Raw genomic sequence first — 26221 nt, forward strand, 5'->3', positions numbered from 1 at the left:
CCGCACGATCCCGCCCCGCACGATCCCGCCCCGTGCGACCCCGCCCCGTGCGACCCCGCCCCGTGCGACCCCGCCCCGTGCGACCCCGCCCCGTGCGACCCCGCCCCGCGCGACCCCGCCCCGCACTGATCCACTCGGTTTCCTGAAAAACGGTCTATCCGATCCGCGCCGACACCGCGATTTTCAGGAAACCGAGTCGATCTGCGGCCACCCCGATTCATCGACGCTCTCCGAATCGCTCTGCGAACGGGGAAAGGTGGCCACCAGGAGCAGGAACAGCCGCAGTAACCCCCACCGTCCACCCCACCCCCTTCCCCACCCCCACCCCCCTTCCCCACCACGGTTGATCAAGAGGTTTGCGTCACGACACGCCGCGATGGATGACGCAAAGCTCTTGATCACCGGGGGTGGGGGTGGGGGTGGGTGCAGGGGGCGCCGATGCCCAGGTTGACGTGATCGTGTTGGCCGTTCGACGTCACGATGAGCGGTACGCAGGCGGCCTGCGCGACCCAGGCGCCGCCGACGAAGGCCATCCACTGAGCCGGCCCACCCTCCGGTGCGCAGGCGTGCACCGTGACGATTGCCGCGGGCGGGCCGGTGCCGCCCCATCCGAGCCGGGCCTTGTCCTGCCAGCCTGGTGCCACCCGCAGGTCGACGACCCGGCCGGCGCGGACGACGAGCCCCCACTTGGCGAAGAGTCGGGCCGCCGGATCGGCCTTCCCCGATGTCTCTGTTGACAGCACGGGCGCGTAGGGCACCGCCACGTCTTTCCCCACCAACCGGTAGTCCGCTGGCGGTGCTGGCAGCGTATCGACCGATGGCGTGCATGGCGGCCCAGCAACGCTGGCACCCGTCGACGGCGCTGCTCGGTTGGCCGGCGGCGTGGTGTGCTGGCGCGTGTCACGTGCCGGCGTGCAGGCGGACAGAACCACCGCCAGGCACAGGACGGCCCGCCATGCCGTGGCGCGGCCGGTCCGGCGTTCCGCGGAATTCGAATCCATTCGATATCTATAGCAGTTTTGCCGATATACGCGTTGGTAACGTTGCGGTGGGCGACAGTGCTCGTGCCGATAGTGGAGTCATGTCTAAATGAACGATCGGTCAGGCTCTTGATCTTGCATGTGACATATCCAACTGTCGCTTTTCCGCCCGCCGAAAGAATTGGGCACGCAAAACATCGCCAGGTACGTTCCTGTCGTGCCAGACGCCTCTCGACAGTTGATTGCCGATCGCTATCGGCTGGTCCGTCCGCTCGGTCAGGGCGGGATGGGCCGCGTGTGGCAGGCTCGTGACGAGATGCTCCAGCGTGACGTCGCCATCAAGGAGTTGGTGGCGCCGCCCGGCCTGCGCGACGACGAACGCCGGGAGATGCGCGAACGCTCCATGCGCGAGGCGCGGGCCGTCGCCCGGCTGGGCCACCCCAACGTGGTACGCGTCTTCGACGTGCTGCACGCCGGCGGCGACCCCTGGATCGTGATGGAACTCGTCCCGTCCCGATCCCTGCACGAGGTGCTCGAAGCCGAGGGGCCGATGCCGGCGGCCCGCGCCGCGCGGATCGGGCTGGGCGTTCTGGGCGCGCTGCGGGCCGCGCACCGGGCCGGCGTGCTGCACCGGGACGTCAAGCCGGCCAATGTCTTGCTCGGTGACGACGGCAGGGTGGTGCTGACCGACTTTGGTCTGGCCACCCTTCCCGGTGACCCACGGATGACCCAGACCGGGATGGTGCTCGGCTCGCCGGCGTTCCTCGCGCCGGAGCGGGCCACCGACGGCGACGTGGGGCCGGCCGCCGATCTCTGGTCGCTCGGCGCCACCCTGTACGCGGCGGTCGAGGGACGGACGCCGTACCACCGGTCGTCTCCGATCGCCACGTTGGCAGCCCTCGCCACCGAGGCACCACCGCCGGCCCAGCGCGCCGGCCGGCTGACCCCGCTCCTGGAAGGCCTGCTGCGGCGGGAGCCGGACCAGCGGATCAGCGCCGAGGAGGCGGATCGGCTGCTGCGCCAGGCCGCCACCCCGGACGAGCCAGCCGCCGAGGGGAACGCCACCGGCGGCGGGCCGGTAACCCGGATCACCGCCACCACCAGTGGCGACGGGCCCCGTCCGACGATCGTGCCCGAGTTCGTCACCGCCGTGCCCGGTCCGCCCGCGTCGCCGGCTGACCCCGCATCGCCCCCCGTCCGGGTCGCGCCTGCTGTCCCCACCGCGCCTGCTGTCCCCACCGCGCCTGCTGTCCCCACCGCGCCTGCTGTCGCTGCTGGCTCGGGGCCCGGGGCGGGCCGCACGCGCCGGGCACGGCTGATCGGTTCGATCACGGCCGCCGCGCTGCTGGTCGTCCTGCTGGTGACTGCGTCCCTGCTCAACGCCAAGTTGTTCGGCGACGCGGACGACGGGACGGTGGCGGCCCCGGCCGTGCACCCGTCGCCGATCGCCGAGACGCCGGTGTCCAGGGTGCTACCACCGGCGCCCGCGGGGTGGCGCTACTACCGGGACGATCCCCGCTTCCTCGTACCGGTGCCGGATGGCTGGCGGGCGTGGCGCGACGGTGAGCGCGCCGAGTTCCGCGAGCCGGACGGCAGCCGCGTGCTCGTCGTCGACGAACTCGGGTCCATCCCAGCGGACCTGGTCGCCGAACTGCGAAAGCGAGAGGGGGCGCAACGCGGACGGTACGCCGACTACCGGCAGGTCCGTCTCGACGCGCTGCGCTACCAGGTGCGGGCCGCCGAATGGGAGTGGACGTACACCGACGAGGACGGCACGCCGATGCACGCGCTGAACCGTGTGTTCGTCGGCCACAACGGGCACGCGTACTCGATCGACTGGACCACCGCCACCGCCGAATGGTCCGCGAGCGCGGCTGTCTTCGCACTGATCACGGATGGTTTCCAGGGCCTGCCGGTCGCGGGTGTTCCCCCGTCGGGGCCCGCCGGCCGGCCGCCGTCGGCGAGCGCGGGGCCGCCGTCGCCGGGAACGGGCAGCGCTTCGACGACCGGTCCGGGGAGTCCGGCGCAGCAGCCGGTTGCCCCGCCGCCGTCCCCGACCCAGGGCAGCGCGCCCGCTGGCAAGCAGATCTCCAGCTTCGCCAGCGACCGCTGCATCGACATCCCGGACGGCAACGCCGTCGCCGGTGCGCGGTTGCAGATCTGGGACTGTCGGCGGACCGCCAAGCAGCTGTGGACCTTCCCGGCGGACGGCACGGTCCGTTCGATGGGCAAGTGCCTGGACGTCGCCGGCCATTCCACCGAGGACGGGGCGGCCGTCCAACTGGCCGACTGCTCCGGCGCGTCGTCGCAGAAGTTCACCCTCAACAAGGCGTACGACCTGGTGAACACGAAGGCGGACAGGTGCGTCGACGTGCTCGACTCGAACCCGAACAACGGCGCCCGGTTGCAGATCTGGCAGTGCAACGGCAACGCCAACCAGAAGTGGCGGGCCAACTGAGCGCTGCCGGCGGGCGCTGCGGTGGTTACGGTCGTGGATGCCGAGGTTCCCGACCGTTCGAGGAGTGATCGCATGGCCCCCTCTCCGTCCCGGCTCTTCGCGGAGATCGCGACGGCCGAACGACCGGCCGAGACCAGCGTGGTCATGCGGCGAGCGGTGGTGCTCGGTGGCAGCATGGCCGGCCTGCTGGCGGCCCGGGTGTTGAGCGACCACGCCGAGGAAGTGCTGATCATCGAACGGGACCCGTCCGATGTCGACGCCGGGCCGCGGCCGGGTGTGCCCCAGGGCAGCCAGGTGCACGCGCTGCTGCCCGCCGGTCAGGTCCAGTTGGAGCGCTGGTTTCCCGGCATCGCCGACGAGGCGCTGGCGCTCGGAGCCCCGCCGCCGCCGCGCGACCCGGGCACGGCGAAGGTCTTCATCAACGGCGTGCTGGGTCTGCCACCGGCCGCGACCGGCAGCGGGCCGGCGCTGATCACCACACGTCCGTTCCTGGAGGCGTTGGTCCGGAGGCGCACCCTCGCCGTCGACAACATCCAGATGGTGTACGGCCGGGCCGAGGGCCTGCTCTTCGACGAGCGGCGGGTCACCGGCGCCCGGTACCTGCCGGAGGGCGGCACCGAGCCGGTCGTCGAAGCGGCGGACCTGGTGGTCGACGCGATGGGCCGGTCCAGCCGGTTGAGTGACTGGCTGGCCGAGCACGGGTGGCCACGCCCGCCGATGCACCGCATGCCGATCAAACTGAACTACGCCACGGCGCTCTACAAGCGCGACGAGAAGGTCAGCGACGCCTGGGTGGCGGTCTTCCACACCATGGCGGGCAAGGGGCGTACCGCCCGGATCGGCGGGATCAACTCCGTCGAGGGGGACCGCTGGATCATGCTGGTGGCCGGCTACGACGGGGACCGGCCCAGCCGCGACGTCGCCGACTTCACCGCCCGCTGTCGCGAGCACTACCCGCAGATGTTCGGCGACATCGCCGAACACGGGGAGATGCTCGGCGGGGTGGTCACGTACCACCAGGCGGACAGCCGCCGCCGCGACTTCCACAAGCTCGACCGGCTGCCCGCCGGGTTGGTCGCCGCCGGTGACGCGGTCGCGTCCTTCAACCCGGTGTACGGCCAGGGCATGACCTCCGCGGCACTGCACGCCTCCTGCCTGTCGAACTATCTGCGGTCCGGCCCGGAGCCGCACGACGAGCCCGCGCGGGCGTACTTCGACCAGGTCCGGGTGGTGGTCGACGCCGCCTGGCAGATCTCCACCACCGCCGACATCGAGCTGCCGCACGTCGACGGGCCGTACCCGCCCGGGTACAAGGTCACCAAGTGGTTCGGGGATCTGCTCTTCCGGGCGTCGCTGACCGATCCGGTGCTCAACGCCCGGCTGGGTCGGGTCACCACCATGCTCGACCACCCGGCCGCCCTGAGCCGCCCCGGCACCCTGTTCCGGGCCCTGCGACTCGGCCTGCTGGGCAGCTCTCGGCGGTGATTCGTCGGCAAACCCGCCGCCGGTGGCGGGGCGCGGTGGAGAATGGTGGGCCGGGGAGGGGTGCTGCGACGAAGCCGGGGGAGCGGTTGTGCTCGGAACCAGCCTCCTTGGCCGGCTTCGCCGCCGTGACCCGGGTGACGCCATCCTGCGACGCGCGGCACGACTGACGCTCGTCGCGTCCGCCGTCTTCTACGGCTGCCGGTACGGCGCGGGCAACTCGGTCCTCACCACGTACGGGTTGTTCGGCGCGATCGCCGCCGGGTCGTTCGCGCAGCTACCCGGTCCGGCGCCGCAGCGGGCGCGGATCCTCCTGCTGTCGCTGCCGGCGGTGTGGGCGCTGATTTCGGTGGGCTCACTCCTGGCGTGGAGCACGTGGGCGGCCGCCGGCGGCATGCTGGTCGTCGGGTTCGTCGTGGCGTTCGCCGGGGTCGGCAACCCGCGCCTGGTGGGGCTGGCGAGCGCGTTCCAGCTCTTCTACATCCTGGCGTCGTTCCCGCCGTACCAGCCGGGCAGCCTGCCGGAGCGACTCGGTGGGGTGACGCTCGCCGTCGTGCTGCTCGCCGCGGCCGAGGTGTTCCTCTGGCCCGACCCGGTGCCGGTCTCCTACCGGCAGCGCCTCGCCGAGGCGGCGGACGGCGTGGCCGCCTTCCTCGACGCCACCGCCGAGAGGTTGACCGATCCGCACGCCGCCGTGAGTGATCGGGACAACCGGCACGAGCGGGCGTACGACGTGGTGGCGGCGATCGGGTTGAACCGCAGCCCGCCGGCGTGGGCACCGACCGCCGCGGGCGTTCAGGACCGGGCGTTGCGGATCTGCGCGGCGGCGCTACGGGAGGTGCTCGCCGAGGCGGACCGGCTCGCGGCGGACGCCCCGCCGGAGCCGGTCCCGGACCTGCCGGCGGCGCGTCTGCTGCGCTCGTGCGCGGACACGACCCGCGCCGCCGGCCGGAGCCTGTCGCCGGGCGCCCCGGCCGTGGACCCCGCCGACCTGGACGCGGCGGTCGGGCGAGCCGAGGCGGCGTACCCGGTGGGGGCGGGCAACGGCCGCGACGCGGCGGACGTACCCCGGTTGTGCCGGGACGCGACCGCGCTGGCCCTCGCGGACCAGGTGCGGGTCTTCGCCGTGGGTTGCCGGGTGGCCACCGGGGCGCGGCTCGACGACCAGGACGTCTCCTCGGGGTTGTTCGAGTACGTTCGGCGCAGCCCGTGGACGTTGTACTGGTGGCAGTTCCGCTCCCACCTGGCGCCGCGCTCGGCCCACCTGCACAGCTCGTTGCGGCTGGCCGTGGCACTCGCCATCGCCCGGGTGGCCGCCGGTGTGCTGCACCTGACCCACGGCTTCTGGGTGCTGCTGGCCACCCTCACGGTGCTGCGCACCTCGGCCGCCGACACCCGGACCGCGCTGCGGCCGGCCGTGCTGGGCACGATCGCCGGTGCGGTCGTCAGCGGCGGGGTGATGTTCGTCGTCGACGAGCCGATCGTGTACGCCATTGTCCTGCCGATCACGCTGCTGCTGGCCTTCGGCGTTGGTCGCCTGCTCGGGCCGGTGTGGCAGCAGGCGCTGTTCACCCTGCTGCTGACTGTCGTCTTCGCGCAACTGACCCCGGAAGGGTGGCGGATCGCCGAGGTCCGCCTCGTCGACGTTCTGCTCGGCGCGGTTATCGGCGTGCTCGCCGGGGTGGCGATGTGGCCGCGCGGCGCGGGTCACGACCTGCGCCACAACGCCACCCGCTACCTGACGGCCAGCGCGGACGCGGTCGAACAGACGGTCCAGGCGATGCTCGGCGATGCCGCCTCTCCCGAGGGCGCCCTCAACCGGGTTCGTCGGCGGATGGTTCTGATCGACTCGTCGTACTGCCAGTACCACTCCGAGCGACACGACCCGTACCGCCCGCAGGTGAACTGGGATGCCGTGCTGAGCGCCGGACACCACGTCGTGCCCGGAGCGGAGTCGCTGCTGCGGCGCAACCCGCCCGGCTGCCTCGCCGGCTGGCCCGAGGCGGCGGCGCTGCTGCGGGACTCGGCCGGGCGCCTGCGATCGGCGTACGACGCCCTCGCCGACGAGGTCGCCCACGACCGGACATCGGGCCGGTTGCCCGTCTCGACCACCTGCGTCGACCAGCTGAACCGGATCCGTCCGCTCCTCGGCGAGGCCGACCTCGAGTCGGTCCGGCACCTTGTCGAGGCCGACCGGTGGCTCGCCGGCCTCGCCGACAGCCTCGCCCGCGCCCGACCACCCGCGCGTTGACCAGGCTGCGGGCGTTGCGCGGCCAGGACTTCGTACGGATCTGACAGGCCGCCGGTCGCCGATTGGCCGTGCCGGTCGCGCGCCGCTCGGCCTAGCGTCGAGGGCATGGAGATCGAGCAGGCGCAGAAGCTGTGGCAGCCCGAGCCGGGCTGGTTGAACACCGCCAGCTACGGGTTGCCGCCGGAGCCGGCGTGGGTGGCGGTGCAGGAGGCCCTCGCCGCCTGGCGGGTCGGGCGTACGTCGTGGGAGGGCTGGGGCGAGGCGACGCACCGGGCCCGGGTGGCCTTCGCCGGCCTCATCGGGGTGCCGGTCGGTGACGTGGCGGTCGGCGCCGCGGTGTCCCAGCTTTTCGCGCCGGTCGCGGCGGCGCTGCCGGCCGGTGCCACGGTGGTGGTCCCCGAGGTCGAGTTCACCTCGAATCTCTTCCCCTGGCTGGTGCAGGAAGAGCGTGGCGTCAAGGTCCGCACGGTGCCGCTGGAGTCGCTGGTCGACGCCATCGACGCCGACACCGACCTGGTCGCGTTCAGCCTGGTGCAGTCCGCCGACGGGGCGGTCGCGGCGTACGACGAGATCGTGGCCGCGGCCCGTGCGTACGACGCGCTGGTGGCGGTGGACGCGACCCAGGCGTGCGGCTGGCTGCCGTTCGACGCCAGCCGGGCCGACGTGGTGGCGGTGGGCGGCTACAAGTGGCTGATGAATCCGCGCGGCACCGCGTACGCCTATCTGGCCCCCGCCCTGCGCGAGCGGCTGCGCCCCGACGCCGCCGGCTGGTACGCGGGCCGCGACCCGCACGCCTCCTACTACGGCCCGCCGCTGCGGCTGGCCGACGACGCCCGCCGGTTCGACATCTCACCGGCCTGGTTCAGCTGGGTCGGCGGGGCACCCGCCCTGGAGGTGGTCGCCGAGATCGGCCCGTCGGTGATCGGGGCGCACAACGTGGCGCTGGCCAACCGGTTCCTGACCGGGCTGGGCCGGCCACCGGGGGAGAGCGCCATCGTCAGTGTGGACGTGCCCGACGCGGAGCAGCGCCTTGCGGCGGCCGGCATCCGGGCGGCGGTGCGCGCCGGCCGGGTCCGGGCCTCCTTCCACGTCTACTCCACCGAGGCCGATGTGGATGCCGCGCTGACGGCGTTGACCGGCTGAACCGGCGTCGAGGACGGCCGGGCGGGTAGCCGGCCGTCCTCGACGGGAGCAGACGGCCCGGCTCAGGCCAGGTGGCCGCCGATCTTCGTGTAGCCGCGCAGCAGGTCCCGCGAGATGATCAGCCGCTGCATCTCGTCGGTGCCCTCGAAGATCCGGTAGAGCCGGACCTGCCGGTACCAGCGTTCGATGGGCAACTCCCGGGTGTAGCCCATGCCGCCGTGGATCTGGAGCACCCGATCGACCACCCGGTTGACCATGCCGGCGCCGTAGAGCTTGCCCATCGACGAGGCGTGCCGGGGGTCCAGACCCTGATCGACGGTCCACGCCGAGCGCAACACCAGCCAACGGGCTGCCTCCAGCTCCGTCTCCGAGTCGGCGATCATCCACTGGATGGCCTGGTTGGTGCCGATCTTCGCGCCGAAGGTCTCCCGGGTGTTGGCGTAGTCGATGGCCATCTGCAGCACCCGTTCGGCGATGCCGATGGCGTGCGACGGGATGGTGTAGCGCCCCTTGCCGATCCACTCCATGCCCAGCGTGAAGCCCTGCCCGATCTCGCCGAGGATGTTGCGGTGCGGCACGCGTACGCCGTCGAAGATGAGCGACGCGGGCCCGCCCTCGCCCATCGTCTGGATGAACTCCGAGCGCCAGCCCATCGCCCGGTCCACCAGGAACGCGGTGGCGCCACCGTTGCGGGCGCCCTTCTCCCGGTCGGTCACCGCGACCACGATGGCGAAGTCGGCGTCGTGGCCGCCGGTGATGAAGGTCTTCTCGCCGTCGAGGATCCAGTCGTCCCCGTCGCGGCGGGCGGACAGCCGGATGTTGGCCGCGTCCGAGCCGGCCCCGGGTTCGGTGATCGCGAAGCAGGAGCGTCGCTCGCCCTCGATGGTCGGGATGAGGAACTCCCGCTTCTGCTCCTCGGTGGCGCGGAACAGGATGTTGTCCGCCTCGCCGCCGAAGCGGAACGGCACGAACGTGCGGCCCAACTCGGTCCAGATCAACGACTGGAGGACGGCTGGCAGGTTCATCCCGCCGTACTCTTCCGGGGTGGCCAGGCCCCAGAACCCGAACTTGCGCGCCTTGAGTTGCAGTTCGCGCAGCTCGGAGTGGTCGAGGCCGGGCTGGTGCGCCCGTTCCCGGCGGAGCACCTCCGCCTCCAGGGGCAGCACCTCGCGGGTGATGAACGCGCGCACGGTGTCTCGGACGGCGCGTTCCTCGTCGGACAGTGCGAAGTCCACGGTTCCCCCTCGGTTGTGCGTGACGGTGCGCCGCTGCGGGCCACAGCGGTCATTCATAAACTATCGGTGTAAGTTTTCATCCGTCCAGACCCCACGGCCCGAGACCCGCGAGGAGCGCAGTGCCCCGACCCCGCCAGCCCCGGCTCACCCGGCAGCTGATCGTCGAGACAGCCACCGCGCTCATCGACGCCGAGGGCCTGCCCGCCTTCTCCACCCGCCGGCTCGCCGCCGACTTGGGCGTACGCGGGCCGTCGCTCTACAACCACTTCGCCACCAAGGACGCGATCCTCGACGCGGTCGCCGACACGGTCACCGGTGCCGTCGACACCAGTGGCTTCGCCAGCCGGGACTGGGTCACCGCGCTGCGGGACTGGGCGTGGTCGTACCGGCGGGCGCTCACCGCGCACCCGAACATCGTGCCGTACCTGGCGCAGGGGCCGGGTCGTCGACCGGCCGCCCTCGCCATGGCCGACGCGGTCTACGGCGGCCTGGTCCGGGCCGGCTGGCCGCCGGCCCGCGCCACCCACATCGGCGCGGCGCTGCGCTACTTCGTGGCCGGGTCGGCGCTCGGCTCGTTCGCCCGCGGTTTCGTCGAGGACCCGGAGCTGTACGCCGCGCACTACCCGCACCTGCGCCAGGCGCACCGGCTCGCCGAGCACCAGCAGAGCGTGGACGAGGGCGCCTTCGCCCTCGGGTTGGACGCCCTGCTGCACGGTCTGGCCGCCGAGTACGCCCGCGCCGTCGACACGGTGGAGTCCGCCCGGCCCAACGGGTAGCGTCCAAACTCCCAGCGCTAGTTTCATCGCCCGTCGCGACCCCGTCGCCATCACCCGTCGCCATCGCCCACCCCCGAAGGGACGACATGGACCTCGCCGCTCCGCCGTCGCAGCTGCCCGACTCCCTGCGCCTCCGGCGCCACCTGCACGTCGATGGCGAGTGGACGTCTCCCGCCGACACCGAACTGATCGACGTGGAGAACCCGAGCACCGGGGAGCTCATCGGGCAGGTGCCGGCCGGCACCCCGGCCGACGTCGATCGCGCCGTGGCCGCGGCCCGCGCCGCGTTTCCCGGCTGGTCGGCCACCGCTCCCGCCGAGCGCTCCGCCCACCTCGACCGGCTGCACACAGCGCTCGCCGCCCGCGCCGGCGACCTCGCCCGCACCATCGCCGTGGAGCTGGGCTCGCCCCTCAAGCTCGCCACCCGGGTGCAGGTCGGGCTCCCGTTGACCGTCCTGCGGGACCACGTCGCGCTCGCCGCCGACGCCCCGGTCGAGGAGAGCATCGGCAACTCCCTCGTCGTCCGCGAACCGATTGGCGTGGTCGGCGCGATCACTCCGTGGAACTACCCGCTGCACCAGGTGATGGCGAAACTCGCCCCCGCCCTGGCCGCCGGCTGCACGGTGGTGCTCAAGCCCAGCGAGCTGACGCCGTTGACCGCGTACCTGCTCTTCGACGCGGTCACCGAGGCCGGGCTGCCGCCGGGGGTGCTCAACCTGGTGCCCGGCACCGGGCCGGTGGTCGGCGAGGCACTCGCCGGGCACCCCGACGTCGACCTGGTCTCGTTCACCGGCTCCACCGCCACCGGCGCGCGGATCATGCGGCTCGCCGCCGACCGGATCGCCCGGGTCGCGCTGGAGCTGGGCGGCAAGTCCGCCAACGTGATCCTTCCCGACGCCGACCTGGCCACCGCCGTCAAGGTGGGCGTCGGCAACGCCCTGCTCAACTCCGGTCAGACCTGCACGGCGTGGACTCGGATGCTGGTGCACCGCGACCGGTACGACGAAGCCCTCGACCTGATCGCCGCGGCGGTGGCCGGCTACCGGCTCGGCGACCCGTTCGACCCGGCGACCCGCCTCGGCCCGCTGGTCTCCGCCGCGCAGGCCGAGCGGGTACGCGGCCACGTCGACCGGGCGCTGGCCGACGGCGCGAGGCTGGTCGTCGGTGGGCCGGACGCCGCGGTGCCGGCCCGGGGGCACTTCGTCGCCCCGACAGTCTTCGCCGACGTGCATCCCGACAGCGCGCTCGCCCAGGAGGAGGTCTTCGGCCCGGTGCTCGCCGTCATCCCGTTCGCCGACACCGACGAGGCGGTCGCCATCGCCAACAACTCGAAGTACGGGTTGGCCGGCGCGGTCTGGTCCGCCGACACCGCCGCGGCGCTCGCGGTGGCCCGGCGGCTGCGCACCGGCGCGGTCGACATCAACGGCGCCCCGTTCAACCCGCTCGCCCCGTTCGGTGGCTACAAGCAGTCCGGCCTGGGTCGGGAGTTGGGCGTGCACGGGCTCGCCGAGTTCTGCGAGCTGAAGGCGATCCAGCGATGACCGGCGAACTGTCCCCGGCCGCCCCGGGCGACGGCACCGAGCCGGCCGCCGCGCCGGTCGTCGTCCGCGCGCTCGTCGCGCGCGGATCCGGCGCCGAGCTGCGGGTCGAGCAGGTACGTCTGCCCGCGCCCGGCCCCGGCGAGGTGCGGGTGCGGATCCGCGCCGCCGGCGTCTGCCACTCCGATCTGTCCATGGTGAACGGCACCCTCGCCGCGAGGTTTCCGCTGGTGCTCGGGCACGAGGCCACCGGCGTGGTGGCCGAGGTCGGCCCGGGCGCCCGACTGACGGTGGGTACCCAGGTGGTGCTCAACTGGGCGCCCGCCTGCCGAGCCTGCTGGTGGTGTCAGCACGACGAGCCGTGGCTCTGCGCCGACACCACCGCCCCGACCGTGCCGCGCGGCGAGACCGACGACGGCGTCGGGCTGCACCTGACCCTCGGTCTCGGCGCGCTCGCCGAGGCGGTGGTCGTGCCGGAGAGCGCCGTCATCGCCATCCCCGCCGGGCTGCCGCCCGAGCAGGCCGCGCTGCTCGGCTGCGCGGTGCTCACCGGTGTCGGCGCGGTCGGCAACACCGCCCGGGTGGCCCCCGGCGAGTCCGTGGCGGTGATCGGGCTCGGCGGGGTCGGGCTCGCCGTGCTCAGCGCCGCTCGACGGGCCGGCGCCACCACGATCCTCGCGATCGACGTCGCCGAGGCCAAGCGCGACCTGGCACTCGCCGCCGGGGCGACCGAGTTCCTGCTCTCCGACGACCGGCTCTCCAAGGAGGTGCGGGCGCGCACCGAGGGCCGGGGCGCCGACCACGCCTTCGAGTGCGTCGGTCGGGCCGCCACCATCCGTGCCGCCTGGCGGCTCACCCGGCGCGGGGGAGCCGTGACCGTGGTCGGCATGGGCGCGAAGGACGACATGGTCAGCCTCGGCGCGCTGGACATCTTCCACTCCGCGCGCACCCTGCGGTCTTCGGTGTACGGCTCCTCCGACCCGGACCGGGAGGTGCCGGTGCTGGCGGCCGAGCTGGCCGATGGTGCACTGGATCTGAGCGTGCTGGTCAGCGGCACGATCCCGCTGGAGGAAGCGCCGACGGCGTTCGACCGGCTGGCCCAGGGCGAGGGCGCTCGCTGGGTGGTCACCCTCGACTGACGTGGTAGGTCGGGTGCCCCGGGGTTGGCCCAGGACGGGTCAACCCCGGGGAGCCAGGGCGACGAGAGTCGTGCGACTGGTCAGAAGGGTGGGGCGTCCTCGCCCATCAACGCCAGCACGACGCCGCCCTTGCCGCTCTTGAGCCCCTGGACCACGACCGTGCCGGTGCTGCCGTCGGGCAGCTCCAAGGTGAAGGTCTTCCCGACCGCGTTCTTGGGGCCGTTGCCGGCGCTGTTGGCGGGCCGGAAGTCGCCTGCCCAGGGCGGAATCCCGCCCCTACGGGCCGGCTCGGCGAAGAGCGCGGCGGTGCCGGGGGTCCTGGTGCCGTCCGAGGAGAGGAGCACTGAGGCGCTGCGAAAGGTAGCCATATGCGCCAAGGCTAACCCGGACCACGCCGTTCGCGGCACCAACAGCAGCCCGTAACGGCGATTCGGTCGACGGCTCGCCCCCCGGCCGTTGCGCCAGGAGCTATACCTAGTAGTACTATGCATCGTACTTCTAGGTTTGAGAACGGGAGGTTTCGTGAAGGTCGCCAAGGATCTGGTCGCCGCCTCGGCGACGCCGATGGTGCTCGGCATCCTGGCTGAGGGCGAGAGCTACGGCTACGCCATCCTCAGGCGGATCAACGAGCTGTCCGGGGGTGAGCTGGACTGGACCGAAGGGCTGCTCTACCCGCTGTTGCACCGGCTGGAGCGCCTCGCCTACGTGGAGGCGAGCTGGCAGGCGGCCGCCGGCGAGCGCAAGCGCAAGTACTACCGCATCACCGACAAGGGCCTGGCCGAGCTGGCCGAGCAGCGCCGGCAGTGGGACACCGTCGTGGGCACGCTCAAGGAGATCTGGCATCACCGCGCGCCGCTCGCGGTGCACCCGCTGGAGGGCCTGGCATGACCGCGCCGGACGAGCCAGAGGAGTTGGAAGCGCAGTTCGAGCAGTGGCGCCGGTACGTGCTGCGCCGCAGGGAACTGCAACCGGCGGACGCCGACGAGCTCGAAGACCACCTGCGCGGGTCCGTCGACGAACTCGTCGACGCCGGCCTGAGCCCGGATGAGGCGTTCCTGGTCGCGGTCAAGCGGATGGGCAGTCTCGACGAACTCTCCCGCGAGTTCGCCCGGGAACATTCCGAACGGCTCTGGAAGCAGCTGGTGCTGACCGGCGACTCCGACACCCCGGTCGGCGGCACGCGCTCCCGGCGGGATCTGTGGGTCATGCTCGGCTGCGCGGTGGGTGCGGTGGCCTCCGTCAAGGTGCCAGCGTTGTTCGGCCTGACCTTTGACGACGATGGGTCGTTCTACGCGCGAAACGCCACCCTGTTCGCGCTGCCCTGGTTGGCGGCGTTCCTGGCCTGGCGGCGCCGGGCCCGACGGCCGGTGATCGGGGCGCTGGTGCTGCTCTTCGTCCTCGGTGCCGTGGCGGCCAACGCCTACCCCCTGGCGGACAACTCGCAGTCCGTGGTCGTCACCAGCGTCCACCTCCCCATCGCGCTGTGGCTCGTGGTCGGTCTGGCCTACGTCGCCGACGACTGGCGCTCGTCCCGCCGACGCATGGACTTCATCCGGTTCACCGGCGAGTGGTTCATCTACCTGGTGTTGATGGCGCTCGGCGGAGGCGTGCTCTCCGCGTTCCTGTTCAACACCTTCGCGGCCATCGGGATCGTCCCGGAGGAGTTCATCTCGCAGTGGCTGCTGCCCTGCGGCGCCGCCGCCGCGGTCGTCGTGGCCGGGTGGCTCGTCGAGGCCAAGCAGAGTGTCGTCGAGAACATCGCGCCGGTCCTCACCCGGCTGTTCACCCCGCTCTTCACTGCCGCGCTGCTCGCCTTCCTCGTCGCCGTCGTCTGGACCAGCCACGGCATCGACGTCGAGCGTGAGGCGCTGATCCTGTTCGACCTCCTGCTGGTCGTGGTGTTGGGGCTGTTGCTCTATTCACTCTCGGCCCGCGATCCGCTGGCCCCACCGGGCCTGTTCGACAAGCTCCAGCTCGCGCTCGTGGTCAGTGCGTTGGCCATCGACGTGCTGGTGCTGCTGGAGATCACCGGGCGCATCACCGATGACTACGGCAGTACGCCCAACCGGGCGGCCGCCCTCGGCGAGAACGTGATCCTGCTGGTCAACCTCGCGTGGTCGGCGTGGCTCCTGCTGGCCTTCCTCCGTCGGCGCACCCCGTTCGCGGCGCTCGAACGGTGGCAGACCGGCTACCTGCCGGTGTACGCCGCGTGGGCCTGGATCGTGGTCCTCGTCTTCCCTCCGCTGTTCAGTTACGCCTAGCCGGGGCGATCGACGTGGGGCGGAAGCCGGCCCACCCGCCACGGGTGGGCCGGCTCCACCTCACTTGCCGGTGACGATGCCCGGGTTGATGCAGAGGCCCGGGTTCGCGCCGTTCTTCTCCGCGATCTCCAGGCAGCGGGTCACCTTGTCGACCTTCGCGTTGGTCTCGGTGATCTGCTTGGAGATCTCGGCGTTCTTGCGGTCCTGCTCCAGGTTGCGGGTCTGCGCCAGCTTGTCCTGGAACGCCTTGATGTTGCCCTCGGTCTTGTCGTCGTGGTTCACCCGCGTGATGGTCACCGAGAGGATGTCCACGTCGGTGGCGAGGCGGGTCTCCGCGCTGGTCTTGATGTTGGCGGCGAACGGCTTCAGGTCGACGTTGAGATCGCCGGTCTGGGCGTCGATCTTCTCCAGCGGGTTGTACGCGGCGAAGGCGTCGTTGACCGCGCTGTCCAGCTGCACACCCACCCGCTGGCCCCGGAAGCTGTCGAAGTCTCCCTTGTAGTCCATGAACTGCTTCGGCGCGTTCTCCGGCTGGACCTGCCACTCGACGAGCACTTCGACGCAGGCGTCGGCGAGGGTGCCGGTGCGCACCCGTACGCAGTTGTCGCCGCCGATGTGGTCGTACTTCTGTCGGCCCGCGTCCCACTCGCCGACCTTCTGCCAGGGCGCCACCCACTTCAGGCCCGAACCGGTCACCTCGCCGGTGGGCTTGCCGAAGCTGGTGACGATGCCGACCGAGCGGATGGGCACCGAGTGGGCGCTGGAGGCGATGCCGACCACCAGGGTGAGGGCGAGAAAGCCGAGCGCCGCGAGGGCGGCCATCCGCTTCAGGGGCCGCGCGGGGGCGACGAGGGCGAGAACGGCGCTGACCGCCAGGGCGACGGCGAACACGATCGCCATGGTGAAGCCGACGGGCATGGGGTGGAGACCTTCCGCTGGGCTGTGTGGATCATCAACCTAGGAGGTCCGGTCAAGCCGGTGGCGCGGGGGAGTGGCGTTCGGGCACGTCATCTGCGGGTCGAATATGGAGCCGATCGACATGGCTCGACTCCTGCGGCCCGCCGTAGGTTTCGTCCACGCGACGGGCCTGTGACCACGGTCACCGAACCGACCGTCGCCGCGACGTGCGGAGGATGAGGCGATGGCCGGGCAAGCGCTCCTGTCGGCCCGTGGGCTGACCCGGGACTTCCGGGGCTTCCGGGCGGTCGACGACGTCGACCTCGACGTGGCGTCGGACAGCGTGCACGCGCTGGTCGGTCCCAACGGCGCGGGCAAGACCACCCTGTTCAACCTGCTCACCGGCTTCCTGCGACCGAGCGGCGGGCGGATCGAGCTGGCCGGGCGGGACGTCACCGGGCTGCCACCGGAGCGGGTGGCGCGGCTCGGTGTGGCGCGTTCGTTCCAGATCACCAGCCTCTTTCCCCAGCTGTCCGCCCGCGAGCACGTCGCGTTGGCGTTGCAGTCGTCCAGCGGATTGGGCTGGCGGTTCTGGCGTTCGGCGAAGCTGATGGGCCGCTACACCGAGCGGGCCGACGAACTGCTCGCCATGGTGGGGCTGGCCGAGCTGGCGGACGCCCCCTCCGCGGCCCTGGCGTACGGCCGTAAACGCGCCCTGGAGCTGGCCATCGCGCTGGCGCTGGACCCGAAGGTGCTGCTGCTCGACGAGCCGACCGCGGGGATGGGCCTGGAGGACGTCGACCGCACCGTCGAGCTGATCGGTCGGGTCCGCCAGGGCCGGACCGTGGTGATGGTCGAGCACAACATGAGCGTGGTCGGCCGTCTCGCCGACACGGTCACCGTGCTCCAGGCCGGCAAGGTCCTCGTGGAGGGCCCGTACGAGCAGGTCCGCGCCGACGAGCGCGTGATCACCGCCTACCTGGGAGTCGCCGATGTTGCGCATTGAGAACCTGTCCGCCTGCTACGGCGAGGCGCAGGTGCTGCGCGACGTCAGCCTTGACGTCTCCGCCGGTGAGGTGGTCACCCTGGTTGGCCGCAACGGTGCCGGCAAGTCCACCCTGCTGCGCTGCGTGATGGGGCTGCACCCCGGCCAGCGCGGCACGGTGGAGCTGGACGGGCGGGACATCACCAGGCTGCCGGCGCACCGGCGGGCCCGGCTGGGGCTGGGCTGGGTGCCCGACGACCGGGGCAGCTACGCCACCCTGACCGTCACCGAGAACCTCACGCTGCCACCCACGGTCGGCCCCGACCCGTGGTCGCTGGAGCGGGTGTACGAGGCGTTCCCGGCCCTGCACACCCGGCGGGACTCCGCGGCCACCATGCTCTCCGGCGGCGAGCAGCAGATGCTGGCGCTGGCGCGGGTGCTGCGGATGGGTGCCCGGCTGCTGCTCTGCGATGAGCCCACCGAAGGGCTGTCGCCGCTGTTGGTGCAGCAGGTCGGCGACCTGCTGCGCGAGGCCAAGCGGCACGGGGTGACCGTGCTGCTGGTCGAACAGAACCTGCACTTCGCCACCGGCGTCGCCGACCGGCACTACCTGCTCGCGGAGGGACGTGTCGCCGAGGCGATGGACAACTCCGAGGTGCGGTCGCGCGAACGCGAACTGCTCGCGTACCTCGGGATCTGATTTTCTCAACGACGAGCCGCGCGACGACGCGTGGGATGGATGGAGTGGGCATGCGCAGGACGATGGGTGTGGCCGTGGTGGTGCTGGTCGCCGGATGCGGTGGCGGTGGCCCTCAGTCGAGTGGCGACCAGAAGCTGACCGGCGACAAGATCGTGTTGGGCGTGCTCAACGACCAGTCCGGGGCGTACTCGGAGTTGTCCGGGAAGAACTCGGTGACGGCGGTCGAGATGGCCATCGCCGACTTCACCGCGAAGTACGGCGACAAGGCGGTGACCACAGACATCACCGTGGAGACCGCCGACCACCAGAACAAGCCGGACGTGGCCAACTCCAAGGCCCAGGAGATGTACGACCGCAAGGGCGTCGACCTGATCCTGGATGTGCCCACCTCGTCGGCCGCGCTGAAGGTCGCCGACGTGGCGAAGGAGAAGAAGAGGCTCTACTTCAACATCGGGGCGGCGACCACCGACCTGACCGGCAAGAGCTGCAACAAGTACACCTTCCACTACGCGTACGACACGTACATGCTGGCCAACGGCACCGGGAAGACCACCACCGAGCAGATCGGCAAGAACTGGTACATCCTGTACCCGAACTACGCCTTCGGTCAGGACATGGAGAAGAGCTTCTCCACCGCGATCACGGCGGCCGGCGGCACGGTCGTCGGCAAGGACGGGGCGCCGTTCCCGAACACCAGCGGTGACTTCTCCACCTTCCTGCTCAAGGCGCCGAACCTGAACCCGAAGCCGGACGTGCTGGGCACCATGCAGGCCGGCGCGGAGCTGGTCAACGTGGTGAAGCAGTACAACGAGTTCAAACTGCGGGACAAGGGCGTCGGCCTGGCGGTGGGGCTGATGTTCCTCACCGACATCCACTCGCTCACCCCGGCCGCGCTGGCCGGCACCACGTACACCGACGCCTGGTACTGGAACTTCGACGCCAAGAACCGGGAGTTCGCCGACCGCTTCCAGCAGAAGGCCGGCACCCGGCCGACCTTCGCGCACGCGGCCAACTACTCCGCGGCGTTGCAGTACCTGGAGGCGGTGCAGGCGGCCGGCACCGACGACGCGGACGCCGTGGTCAAGGGCCTGGAGGGCAAGACGGTCGAGGACGTCTTCCTGCGCAACGGGAAGATCCGCGCCGAGGACCACCGGGTGGTGCACGACGCGTACCTGGCCCAGGTGAAGCCGCAGTCCGAGGTCACCGAGCCGTGGGACTACGTGAAGGTGCTCAAGACGATCCCCGCCGCGGAGGCGTTCCGTGCGCCGTCCGCGGACTGCAAGCTATGAGTGGATTCGCGCAGAACACCTTCAACGGGTTGGTGAGCGGGGCGTTCTACGCCCTGCTCGCCCTCGGGCTCGCGGTCATCTTCGGCATGCTCCGGGTGGTCAACTTCGCGCACGGCGCGTTCTACATGCTCGGCGCGTTCGGGGCGTACGTGCTGCTCACGGAGGCGGGCGTGCCGTTCTGGGCGGCCCTGGTGATCATGCCGGTGGGGCTGGGTCTGCTCGGCATGGCGCTGGAACGCGCGGTGATCCACCGACTCACCAAGCTGGACCCGCTCTACAACTTCCTGCTCACCTTCGGCCTGACGCTGATCCTGCAGGACCTGGTGAAACTGCGCTACGGCGTGCAGTCCAGCCCGTACCAGACGCCGTCGCTGCTGAGCGGGTCGGTCAACTTCGGGCTCTTCGACTTCCCAACGTACCGGGTGTTCATCCTCGGCTTCGCGGTGCTGCTCTGCGTCGCGGTGTGGTGGGTGCTGACCCGGACCCGGATCGGCATGGTGGTCCGTGCGTCCACCGAGCGGCCGGACCTGACCCGCGCGTTCGGTATCGACGTCGGACGGTGGGTGACCCCGGTCTTCGGCTTCGGCATCGGGTTGGCCGGCCTCGCCGGCGTGCTGGCGGCGCCGATGCGCGCGGTCAACCCGTTGATGGGCGCCGACCTGATCATCGTGGTCTTCGCCGTGGTGGTGATCGGCGGGCTGGGCTCGATCTTCGGGTCGGTCGCCGCCGGCTTCGGCATCGGGCTGGTGCAGGCGTGGGGTGAGGCGTACCTCTCCACCTTCCCGCTCGTCTCGCAGACCATCGTCTTCGTCGTGATGGCCGGCGTGCTGCTCTGGCGCCCGGCCGGCCTGTTCGGTCGGGAGGAGGCCCCCGCATGACCAACACCGTGCAGACCCCCGCCGACGCGTCCCGTTCGACGCCGCCGTCCGGGCTGGTGGCCGTGGCCCGGGCGCCCGGCTGGGTGCGGTACGCGCTGCTCGCCGTCGGCCTGGCCGTCGCGGCGTGGCTGCCCAACGGCCTCTACCCGGCGGTCGCCGTGGACATCCTCTGCTGGGCGCTGTTCGCCGTGGCGGTGGACCTGCTGCTCGGCTTCACCGGGCTGATGTCCTTCGGGCACGCCGCCTTCTGGGGCACCTCCGCGTACGTCACCGGGTTGGTGGCCATCCACGCCGGCCTGCCGTTCCCCCTCGCGGTGCTGGCCGGGGCCCTCGCCGCGGCCGTGCTGGCGGTGCCGATCGGCTACCTGGCGGTCAAGCGCACCGGCATCTACTTCGCCATGGTGACCCTGGCCTTCGCGCAAATGGTCTACTACGTCGCCAACGAGTGGCGCTCGGTGACCCAGGGCGAGAACGGCCTCCAGGGGGTGCCCCGCGACCTGTTCGGCGTCGACCTCACCGACGACTACTTCTTCTACTACGCGATCCTGCCGATCGTGCTGCTCGGGCTCGCCGCCGCCTGGCGGATCGTGCACTCGCCGTTCGGCCGGGTGCTGGTCGGCATCCGGGACAACCCGGCCCGGGCCCGGGCGCTGGGCTATCCGGTGCACCGCTACAAGCTCACCGCGTTCGTGCTCTCCGGGTTCATCGCCGGACTCGGTGGCGGGTTGTTCGCGGTCGGCCACCGGTTCGTCTCGCTGGACGTGCTGCACTGGACCACCTCCGGCAAGGCGGTCATCGTGGTGGTGCTCGGCGGGATCGGCACCCTCTGGGGCGGAGTGCTCGGCGCCGCTCTCGTGGTCCGGCTGGAGGACTGGTTGTCGTTCTCCGGCTTCGAGGCGATCGGCCTGGTGACCGGCGGCATCTTCGTCCTCGTCGTGGTGCTGTTCCGGCGCGGCATCTGGGGCAGCGTCGCCGCGTTGGCCCATCGGCTGGCGGCCCGCCGGCGCTGAATTTCCGCGCCGGCGCATCCGGCATCCGCGCGCTGAGCGAACCCCCGGGTAGAGAACGTCTACCCGGGGGTACGTCTGGTGCTGTCTGAGCGACGCGCCGGGGCGTGATACCCACCACATACGATACGGACCGGTGCCGTATCGTTAATGGCCGTCGTAGGCTGGTCCGCGTTACGAGTCTGACCCGTATCGTATTGCGTCGCGGGTGAAACGTGGGGGGAAAACCAGGTATGGAGCTGCACAACAACACGGGACACCCGAGGCGGTGGGCGATCCTGGGGGTGCTGGTGATCAGCCTCCTCGTGGTCGTCCTCGACAACACGATCCTCAACGTCGCCCTGCGCACCCTGGCCGACCCGGTGCACGGTCTCGGGGCCAGCCAGGGCGAGCTGGAGTGGTCCATCAACTCCTACACGCTCGTCTTCGCCGGGCTGCTGTTCACCTTCGGGGTGCTCGGCGACCGCGCCGGCCGCAAGCGCTTCCTGATGATCGGTCTGGCGCTGTTCGGCCTGGCGTCGCTGCTCTCCGCGTACGCCCAGAGCCCTGGGCAGCTCATCGCTGCCCGCGCTCTGATGGGGGTCGGCGGTGCGGCCATCATGCCGGTGACGCTCTCGATCATCTCCAACGTCTTCGACCCGCGCGAGCGTGGTCGAGCCATCGGTGTCTGGGCCGGCGCGGTCGGTCTCGCCGTGGCGATCGGCCCGATCCTCGGCGGCGCGCTGCTGGAGCACTTCTGGTGGGGCTCGGTCTTCCTGATCAACGTGCCGGTGGTCGTCGCCGGCGTGGTCCTGGTGGCGCTGCTGGTCCCCGAGTCGCGCGACCCGCGGCCGGGTCGAATCGACGTGCTCGGCGTCCTGCTCTCCGTGGTCGGCCTGGTGGCCCTCTCCTACGGCATCATCGACGGCGGCGAACACGGCTTCGACCGTCCCGTGGCCTGGGGCTCGATCCTGGTCGGCGTCGCGGTGCTGGCCTGGTTCGTGCAGCACGAGCGGCGCAGCGACCACCCGTCGCTGGACGTCCGGCTGTTCCGGGTGCCCCGGTTCGCCGCGCCGGTCGCCATCGTCGGCCTGGTGTTCTTCGCCGCGATGGGCTCGATGTTCTTCGGCTCGTTCTACCTGCAACTCGTGCGCGACTACAGCCCGTTGCAGACCGGCCTGCTCTTCCTGCCCTTCGCCGGGGCTCAGCTGGTCTTCGCGCCGCGCAGCGCCGCGATGGTCCGCCGCTACGGCGGTAAGGCCGTCGCCACCGTCGGCCTGGCGCTGACCGCGGTGTCCCTGGGCGCCTTCGTCTTCATCGGCGCCTCCACCCCGATCTGGATCGTGCTGCTCGTCTTCCTCATCCAGGGCGCCGGGATGGCCAACATCATGCCGCCGGCCACTGAGTCGATCATGTCGGCGCTGCCGCGCGAGAAGGCCGGCGTCGGCTCCGCGGTCAGCAACACCATCCGCCAGGTCGCCGGCGCGCTCGGCGTGGCCGTCCTCGGCTCGGTGCTCTCCGCCGTCTACCGCAGCGACATCAGTGACGCGCTGACCGGTCTGCCCACGCAGGCCCACGACGCGGCCAACGAGTCGATCTCCGGGGCGTACGCGGTGGCGGGCCAGCTCGGCCCGGCGGCGCCGGCGCTGATCTCGGCGGCCAACGACGCCTTCGTCACCGCCATGCACTGGGCGGCTGGGCTCTCCGCGGTGATCGCCGCGCTCGGGATCCTCGTGGTGCTGCGCTGGATGCCGGGCAAGGAGGACACCAGCGTCGCTCCGGCGGCTCCGGTGGCCGAGCCCGAGCTGGCCGGCACGGCGTAGGTTCGGGGAGAATGGCGGACATGACGTCCACTGCCGATGCTCCGCGGTCGCCCGGGCGACCGCGGAGCATCCGCGCCGATGAGGCGATCATCGAGGCCACCCTCGACCTGCTCGCCGAGGGCAGCACCATCGAGGCGCTCTCGATCGAGGCGATCGCTGCCCGCGCCGGGGTCGGCAAGGCCACCATCTACCGCCGTTGGGCCGGCAAGGACGCGTTGCTGCTGGACGCACTGCGGCGGCTCAAGGGCGTCCTGGCGCAGCCGGCGGGCCACTCCGTCCGCGACGACCTGGTGCTGCTGGTCGGTGCCATCGGCAAGAACGTCGACCCGCGAGCTGCCAAGATCATGCCCTGTCTGGCACCCGCCGCGAACCGCAGCTCGGACCAGTTCCAGCTCTACCAGAACATCATCTCGCCCCGCCGGCAGCTGATGCGCGAGGTGTTGCGGCGCGGCATCGACGAGGGAGTCCTGCGCGCCGACATCGACGTCGAGGTGACGATGGCGCTGCTCACCGGGCCGATGCTGATCCAGCGGGTCCTCCAGTGGAATCCGGACCTGGACGAGCAGTCCCTGCCCGAACGGGTCGTCGACGCCGTGCTGGAGGGCATTCGCGCCCGCTGACGTCCGGCGGGCGGCGGCGCTTGTGCCGGCCAGCCGGCGTCGGTCAGCCGGCCGGCGCGCGCAGCCGGTGCAGGCGCAGCGCGAGCTGCACCTCCAGCGCCCGCTCCGGTCGCTGCCAGTCGACGCCGAGCAGTTGCCCGACCCGCTCCAACCGCTGGGTCACCGTGTTGACGTGCACGTGCAGCTGCTCGGCGGCCCGAGCCAGGCTGCCACCCACCCCGAAGTAGGCCTCCAGCGTCTTCACCAGAGCCGTGCCGCGCCGGGCGTCGTAGTCGAGCACCGGCCCCACGGTGGCGGTGAGGAACTCGGTCACGTCCTTCTCACCCCGGTCACCGACCGTGCCCAGCAACAGCCCGACGAAGCCCAGCTCCACCGTGCTCGCGCCCTGCCCGGCCCGGCCCAGCGCGCCCAGCGCCGTCAGGCAGCGGTCCGCCTCCTGAAACGTCCCGGCCAGCGCCGCCGGCGTGGTCGACGGGCCGCTCGCCCCGGCGGTAACCGGTCGGCCAGTCACCCGGGACAGGTCCCGGGCCACCGCGCGGGCGCTGCCGCCCGCGTCCAACCCCGGCAGCATCAGCACCACCCGGCCATCGCGCGCCGCGGCCAGGCCGCCGCGCGCCGAGGCGTACGTGGTGGCCCAGGAGAGCACCCGCTGCCGGGCCGAGCCGGTCGCGGCGATCGCGTCGTCGCCCACCGCCACCAGCACGTGCGGCGCGTCCAGGTCCACCCCGAGCCGGCGGGCCCGACTGCGCAGCGCGTCGGTGTCCCGCAGCGGGCGGGCGATCAGGTCGTCCAGCAGCTCGCCACGAACCCGCCCCTCCGCCTCCGCGACCGTCCGGCGGAACAGCAGCAGCAGCGCGGTCACCAACGCGGCCCGCTCCAGGATGCGCTGGTCGGCGTCGACCAACTCGTCGTCCGGGCGCAGCACCAGCGCGCCCAGGTTCTCCGCGCCGGCCACCACCGCCGCGTACCAGAGCGGACCGCGGCGGACGCTGCGCCCCTCGGTCCGGGACGCGGCCACGGCCTCGACGATGTCCACCCGGTCCGGTTCGTCGATCTCACCCACCCGGGCCAACAGGCGGCCCTCGGCGTCCAGCGCCAGCAGCGCACCGCCCAGCACCTCGGTCACCGCCGCCGCCACGTCCTCCACCCCGCCGCCGCGCAGCACCAGCGCGGTCATCCGGTCGTGGGCCGCCGCGGCCCGCTCCACCGAACTGCTGTGCGCCCGGATGGTGGTGTTCGCCGCCGACAGCTCCGCCAACGCCGAGCGGGTCTCGGTCAGCAGCCGGGCGGTGTCGATCGCCACCGCGGCGTGCGCGGCCAGCGACACCAGCAGCGCCACCTCCTCCCGGACGAACGGCCGGGCCGACCGGTTGGCCGCGTAGAGCACCCCGATCGAGGTGGAGCCGAGCCGCAGCGGCACCCCGAGGATCGCCACCAGCCCCTCCTCCCCGACGCCGGCGTCGATCTCGCCGGTGTGGTGGAAGCGTTCGTCCTCGCCGTAGTTGGCGGTGACGTACGGGGCGCCGGACTGGGCCACCAGGCCACCGAGGCCGGCGCCCATCGGCAGGCGCAGCCGCTGGAAACGAGCCGAGACCGACCCGTCGGTCACCCGCATGTAGGTGTCGCCGCGCTCGTCGTCGTTGAGCGTCATGTAGGCCACGTCCGCGCCGAGCAGGTGGCGGGCCCGGTGCACGATCGCCCGCAGCACGTCGTCCAGGTCGCGCAGCCCGGCCAGGTCACTGACCGTGTCGTACAGGCCGGACAGCTCGCTCTCGCGGCGACGCCGACGCTCCAGCAGCGCGCGGACCCGCAACGCCACCGACTTGGCCTGCTCCAGCTCGGCCAGCCGGTCCGGCGGCAGCCCGGCGGCCCGCGCGGCCACCAGTGGTCCCTCGAACTCGACCGCCGCGGCCTCACGGGCGAGCAGTTCCAGGAACTCCACCGGCGATGACATGGTCGACATTGTGCTCAGCCCCACTAGTTGGCCGTCCAGCCCCCGTCGAGGGCGATCGACGCGCCGGTGATGAACGCCGCCGGCGGCGAGCAGAGGTACGCCAGCAGTTCGGCGACCTCCTCCGGCTCGATCAGGCGCTTGATCGCGGCCCGGGCCAGCATGATCTTCTCGATCACCTCGGCCTCGTCGATGCCGTGGCTGGCCGCCTGGTCGGCGATTTGGCTCTCCACCAGCGCGGTACGCACGTACGCCGGGTTGATGCAGTTGGCGGTGACCCCGTGCGCGGCGCCCTCGAGGGCGACCACCTTCGACAGCCCTTCCAGTGCGTGCTTGGCCGAGACGTAGGCCGCCTTGTACGGCGAGGCACGCAACCCGTGCACCGAGGAGATGTTGACGATCCGCCCCCAGCCCCGGGCGTACATGTGCGGCAGCGCCCGGCGGATCAGCAGGAACGGCGCCTCCACCATCACCCGCTGGATGTACTCGAAGCGCTCGACCGGGAAGTCCGGTAGCGGTGCGACGTGCTGAAGCCCGGCGTTGTTCACCACGATGTCCACGTCCACGTCGAGCGAGTCCACCGCCGTGGCGTCGGACAGGTCGACGCCCTCGGCCCGACCGCCGGCCTCGGCGGCCACCGCCTTGGCCGCCTCCAGGTTGCGGTCCACCACGAGCACCTTGGCGCCGGCCGCTCCCAGCCGCAGGGCGCAGGCCCGCCCGATGCCGCTGCCGCCCCCGGTGACCAGGGCGGTCCGACCGGCGAGGTCGACCTGTACGACGTGGGGGACCGCCACGGGTTCTGCCGTCATGGCGCAAGAAGTTACGAGCT

At 71.8% G+C, this 26221-nt stretch carries 22 protein-coding genes; 16 read left to right on the forward strand and 6 right to left on the reverse strand.

The genetic code is table 11. From position 1 onward, the window contains the following. Positions 1-398 precede the first annotated feature (398 nt). Complete coding sequence (locus tag ACIBF8_RS05345; RefSeq protein WP_396781118.1) at positions 399-758, reverse strand: hypothetical protein; 360 nt, start codon at positions 756-758, stop codon at positions 399-401. 439 nt (positions 759-1197) lie between these two features. On the opposite strand from ACIBF8_RS05345, the gene ACIBF8_RS05350 reads away from it, so the two are divergent. From ACIBF8_RS05350 to ACIBF8_RS05365, 4 genes are all read left to right on the forward strand, one after another. After that, the gene (locus tag ACIBF8_RS05350; RefSeq protein WP_396781119.1) at positions 1198-3438 is read left to right on the forward strand and encodes a ricin-type beta-trefoil lectin domain protein; all 2241 of its coding nucleotides are present in this window, start codon (positions 1198-1200) and stop codon (positions 3436-3438) included. Positions 3439-3510: 72 nt separating this feature from the next. Further along, positions 3511-4923 (forward strand): FAD-dependent oxidoreductase, encoded by a 1413-nt coding sequence (locus ACIBF8_RS05355; RefSeq protein ID WP_396781120.1) that lies wholly within the window; start codon positions 3511-3513, stop codon positions 4921-4923. An 88-nt stretch (positions 4924-5011) separates the two neighbouring features. Next, positions 5012-7171, forward strand: a complete 2160-nt coding sequence (locus tag ACIBF8_RS05360) for an FUSC family protein (RefSeq protein WP_396781121.1) — start codon at positions 5012-5014, stop codon at positions 7169-7171. Between the two features lie 105 nt (positions 7172-7276). Beyond that, entirely contained in the window at positions 7277-8314 is a 1038-nt protein-coding gene (locus ACIBF8_RS05365) for an aminotransferase class V-fold PLP-dependent enzyme (RefSeq protein WP_396781122.1), read from the forward strand. 62 nt (positions 8315-8376) lie between these two features. Here ACIBF8_RS05365 and ACIBF8_RS05370 read toward each other — a convergent pair whose 3' ends face one another. Then, the gene (locus tag ACIBF8_RS05370) at positions 8377-9549 is read right to left on the reverse strand and encodes an acyl-CoA dehydrogenase family protein (RefSeq protein ID WP_396781123.1); all 1173 of its coding nucleotides are present in this window, start codon (positions 9547-9549) and stop codon (positions 8377-8379) included. A 119-nt stretch (positions 9550-9668) separates the two neighbouring features. Here ACIBF8_RS05370 and ACIBF8_RS05375 point away from each other — a divergent pair, with 119 nt between their 5' ends. The 3 genes from ACIBF8_RS05375 to ACIBF8_RS05385 all read left to right on the forward strand — a co-directional run bounded on the left by ACIBF8_RS05375 (position 9669) and on the right by ACIBF8_RS05385 (position 13002). Further along, positions 9669-10325 carry a TetR/AcrR family transcriptional regulator C-terminal domain-containing protein gene (locus ACIBF8_RS05375; RefSeq protein WP_396781124.1) on the forward strand — a complete coding sequence of 219 codons (657 nt, stop codon included), beginning with the start codon at positions 9669-9671 and terminating at the stop codon, positions 10323-10325. Between the two features lie 86 nt (positions 10326-10411). After that, positions 10412-11866, forward strand: coding sequence for an aldehyde dehydrogenase family protein (locus ACIBF8_RS05380; protein WP_396781125.1), 1455 nt, complete (start codon positions 10412-10414; stop codon positions 11864-11866). Next, positions 11863-13002 carry an alcohol dehydrogenase catalytic domain-containing protein gene (locus ACIBF8_RS05385; RefSeq protein ID WP_396781126.1) on the forward strand — a complete coding sequence of 380 codons (1140 nt, stop codon included), beginning with the start codon at positions 11863-11865 and terminating at the stop codon, positions 13000-13002. The genes ACIBF8_RS05380 and ACIBF8_RS05385 overlap by 4 nt, the downstream gene beginning before the upstream one ends. An 80-nt stretch (positions 13003-13082) precedes the next feature. Here ACIBF8_RS05385 and ACIBF8_RS05390 read toward each other — a convergent pair whose 3' ends face one another. Continuing rightward, positions 13083-13370 carry a hypothetical protein gene (locus ACIBF8_RS05390; protein ID WP_396781127.1) on the reverse strand — a complete coding sequence of 96 codons (288 nt, stop codon included), beginning with the start codon at positions 13368-13370 and terminating at the stop codon, positions 13083-13085. Positions 13371-13524: 154 nt separating this feature from the next. On the opposite strand from ACIBF8_RS05390, the gene ACIBF8_RS05395 reads away from it, so the two are divergent. Further along, positions 13525-13890 carry a PadR family transcriptional regulator gene (locus tag ACIBF8_RS05395; protein ID WP_396781128.1) on the forward strand — a complete coding sequence of 122 codons (366 nt, stop codon included), beginning with the start codon at positions 13525-13527 and terminating at the stop codon, positions 13888-13890. Further along, positions 13887-15263, forward strand: coding sequence for a permease prefix domain 1-containing protein (locus tag ACIBF8_RS05400; protein ID WP_396781129.1), 1377 nt, complete (start codon positions 13887-13889; stop codon positions 15261-15263). The genes ACIBF8_RS05395 and ACIBF8_RS05400 overlap by 4 nt, the downstream gene beginning before the upstream one ends. A 60-nt stretch (positions 15264-15323) precedes the next feature. Here ACIBF8_RS05400 and ACIBF8_RS05405 read toward each other — a convergent pair whose 3' ends face one another. Next, on the reverse strand, positions 15324-16181 hold the full coding sequence (locus tag ACIBF8_RS05405; protein ID WP_396781130.1) for an SPFH domain-containing protein: 858 nt from the start codon (positions 16179-16181) through the stop codon (positions 15324-15326). Positions 16182-16404: 223 nt separating this feature from the next. Between ACIBF8_RS05405 and ACIBF8_RS05410 the strand changes: the two genes are divergently transcribed. The 7 genes from ACIBF8_RS05410 to ACIBF8_RS05440 all read left to right on the forward strand — a co-directional run bounded on the left by ACIBF8_RS05410 (position 16405) and on the right by ACIBF8_RS05440 (position 23441). After that, positions 16405-17166 carry an ABC transporter ATP-binding protein gene (locus ACIBF8_RS05410; protein WP_396781131.1) on the forward strand — a complete coding sequence of 254 codons (762 nt, stop codon included), beginning with the start codon at positions 16405-16407 and terminating at the stop codon, positions 17164-17166. Next, positions 17153-17845 (forward strand): ABC transporter ATP-binding protein, encoded by a 693-nt coding sequence (locus ACIBF8_RS05415; RefSeq protein ID WP_396781132.1) that lies wholly within the window; start codon positions 17153-17155, stop codon positions 17843-17845. The genes ACIBF8_RS05410 and ACIBF8_RS05415 overlap by 14 nt, the downstream gene beginning before the upstream one ends. 50 nt (positions 17846-17895) lie before the next feature. Continuing rightward, positions 17896-19134: an ABC transporter substrate-binding protein gene (locus tag ACIBF8_RS05420; RefSeq protein WP_396781133.1), complete on the forward strand. Its 1239-nt coding sequence runs from the start codon at positions 17896-17898 to the stop codon at positions 19132-19134. Further along, on the forward strand, positions 19131-20012 hold the full coding sequence (locus tag ACIBF8_RS05425) for a branched-chain amino acid ABC transporter permease (protein WP_396781134.1): 882 nt from the start codon (positions 19131-19133) through the stop codon (positions 20010-20012). The genes ACIBF8_RS05420 and ACIBF8_RS05425 overlap by 4 nt, the downstream gene beginning before the upstream one ends. After that, positions 20009-21022, forward strand: a complete 1014-nt coding sequence (locus ACIBF8_RS05430; RefSeq protein ID WP_396781135.1) for a branched-chain amino acid ABC transporter permease — start codon at positions 20009-20011, stop codon at positions 21020-21022. Before ACIBF8_RS05425 ends, ACIBF8_RS05430 begins: the two co-directional genes overlap by 4 nt. A gap of 230 nt (positions 21023-21252) precedes the next feature. Further along, the gene (locus ACIBF8_RS05435) at positions 21253-22821 is read left to right on the forward strand and encodes an MFS transporter (RefSeq protein ID WP_396781136.1); all 1569 of its coding nucleotides are present in this window, start codon (positions 21253-21255) and stop codon (positions 22819-22821) included. 11 nt (positions 22822-22832) lie between these two features. Continuing rightward, positions 22833-23441 carry a TetR/AcrR family transcriptional regulator gene (locus tag ACIBF8_RS05440; RefSeq protein WP_396781137.1) on the forward strand — a complete coding sequence of 203 codons (609 nt, stop codon included), beginning with the start codon at positions 22833-22835 and terminating at the stop codon, positions 23439-23441. A 43-nt stretch (positions 23442-23484) separates the two neighbouring features. Here the strand turns inward: ACIBF8_RS05440 and ACIBF8_RS05445 are convergent, their stop codons facing one another. Next, positions 23485-25404 carry a helix-turn-helix domain-containing protein gene (locus tag ACIBF8_RS05445; protein WP_396781138.1) on the reverse strand — a complete coding sequence of 640 codons (1920 nt, stop codon included), beginning with the start codon at positions 25402-25404 and terminating at the stop codon, positions 23485-23487. A 14-nt stretch (positions 25405-25418) separates the two neighbouring features. Further along, the gene (locus ACIBF8_RS05450) at positions 25419-26201 is read right to left on the reverse strand and encodes a 3-hydroxybutyrate dehydrogenase (RefSeq protein ID WP_396781139.1); all 783 of its coding nucleotides are present in this window, start codon (positions 26199-26201) and stop codon (positions 25419-25421) included. Positions 26202-26221: the final 20 nt, after the last annotated feature.

Source organism: Micromonospora sp. NPDC050276, assembly GCF_044459545.1.
Lineage (GTDB): Bacteria > Actinomycetota > Actinomycetes > Mycobacteriales > Micromonosporaceae > Micromonospora.

Coding starts and splice junctions, on each gene's coding strand:
- ACIBF8_RS05385 (WP_396781126.1), top strand. CDS start 11,863: ATGACCGGCGAACTGTCCCCGGCCGCCCCGGGCGACGGCACCGAGCCG.
- ACIBF8_RS05445 (WP_396781138.1), bottom strand. CDS start 25,404: ATGTCGACCATGTCATCGCCGGTGGAGTTCCTGGAACTGCTCGCCCGT.
- ACIBF8_RS05400 (WP_396781129.1), top strand. CDS start 13,887: ATGACCGCGCCGGACGAGCCAGAGGAGTTGGAAGCGCAGTTCGAGCAG.
- ACIBF8_RS05355 (WP_396781120.1), top strand. CDS start 3,511: ATGGCCCCCTCTCCGTCCCGGCTCTTCGCGGAGATCGCGACGGCCGAA.
- ACIBF8_RS05405 (WP_396781130.1), bottom strand. CDS start 16,181: ATGCCCGTCGGCTTCACCATGGCGATCGTGTTCGCCGTCGCCCTGGCG.
- ACIBF8_RS05390 (WP_396781127.1), bottom strand. CDS start 13,370: ATGGCTACCTTTCGCAGCGCCTCAGTGCTCCTCTCCTCGGACGGCACC.
- ACIBF8_RS05425 (WP_396781134.1), top strand. CDS start 19,131: ATGAGTGGATTCGCGCAGAACACCTTCAACGGGTTGGTGAGCGGGGCG.
- ACIBF8_RS05430 (WP_396781135.1), top strand. CDS start 20,009: ATGACCAACACCGTGCAGACCCCCGCCGACGCGTCCCGTTCGACGCCG.
- ACIBF8_RS05420 (WP_396781133.1), top strand. CDS start 17,896: ATGCGCAGGACGATGGGTGTGGCCGTGGTGGTGCTGGTCGCCGGATGC.
- ACIBF8_RS05440 (WP_396781137.1), top strand. CDS start 22,833: ATGGCGGACATGACGTCCACTGCCGATGCTCCGCGGTCGCCCGGGCGA.
- ACIBF8_RS05410 (WP_396781131.1), top strand. CDS start 16,405: ATGGCCGGGCAAGCGCTCCTGTCGGCCCGTGGGCTGACCCGGGACTTC.
- ACIBF8_RS05380 (WP_396781125.1), top strand. CDS start 10,412: ATGGACCTCGCCGCTCCGCCGTCGCAGCTGCCCGACTCCCTGCGCCTC.
- ACIBF8_RS05435 (WP_396781136.1), top strand. CDS start 21,253: ATGGAGCTGCACAACAACACGGGACACCCGAGGCGGTGGGCGATCCTG.
- ACIBF8_RS05450 (WP_396781139.1), bottom strand. CDS start 26,201: ATGACGGCAGAACCCGTGGCGGTCCCCCACGTCGTACAGGTCGACCTC.
- ACIBF8_RS05415 (WP_396781132.1), top strand. CDS start 17,153: ATGTTGCGCATTGAGAACCTGTCCGCCTGCTACGGCGAGGCGCAGGTG.
- ACIBF8_RS05365 (WP_396781122.1), top strand. CDS start 7,277: ATGGAGATCGAGCAGGCGCAGAAGCTGTGGCAGCCCGAGCCGGGCTGG.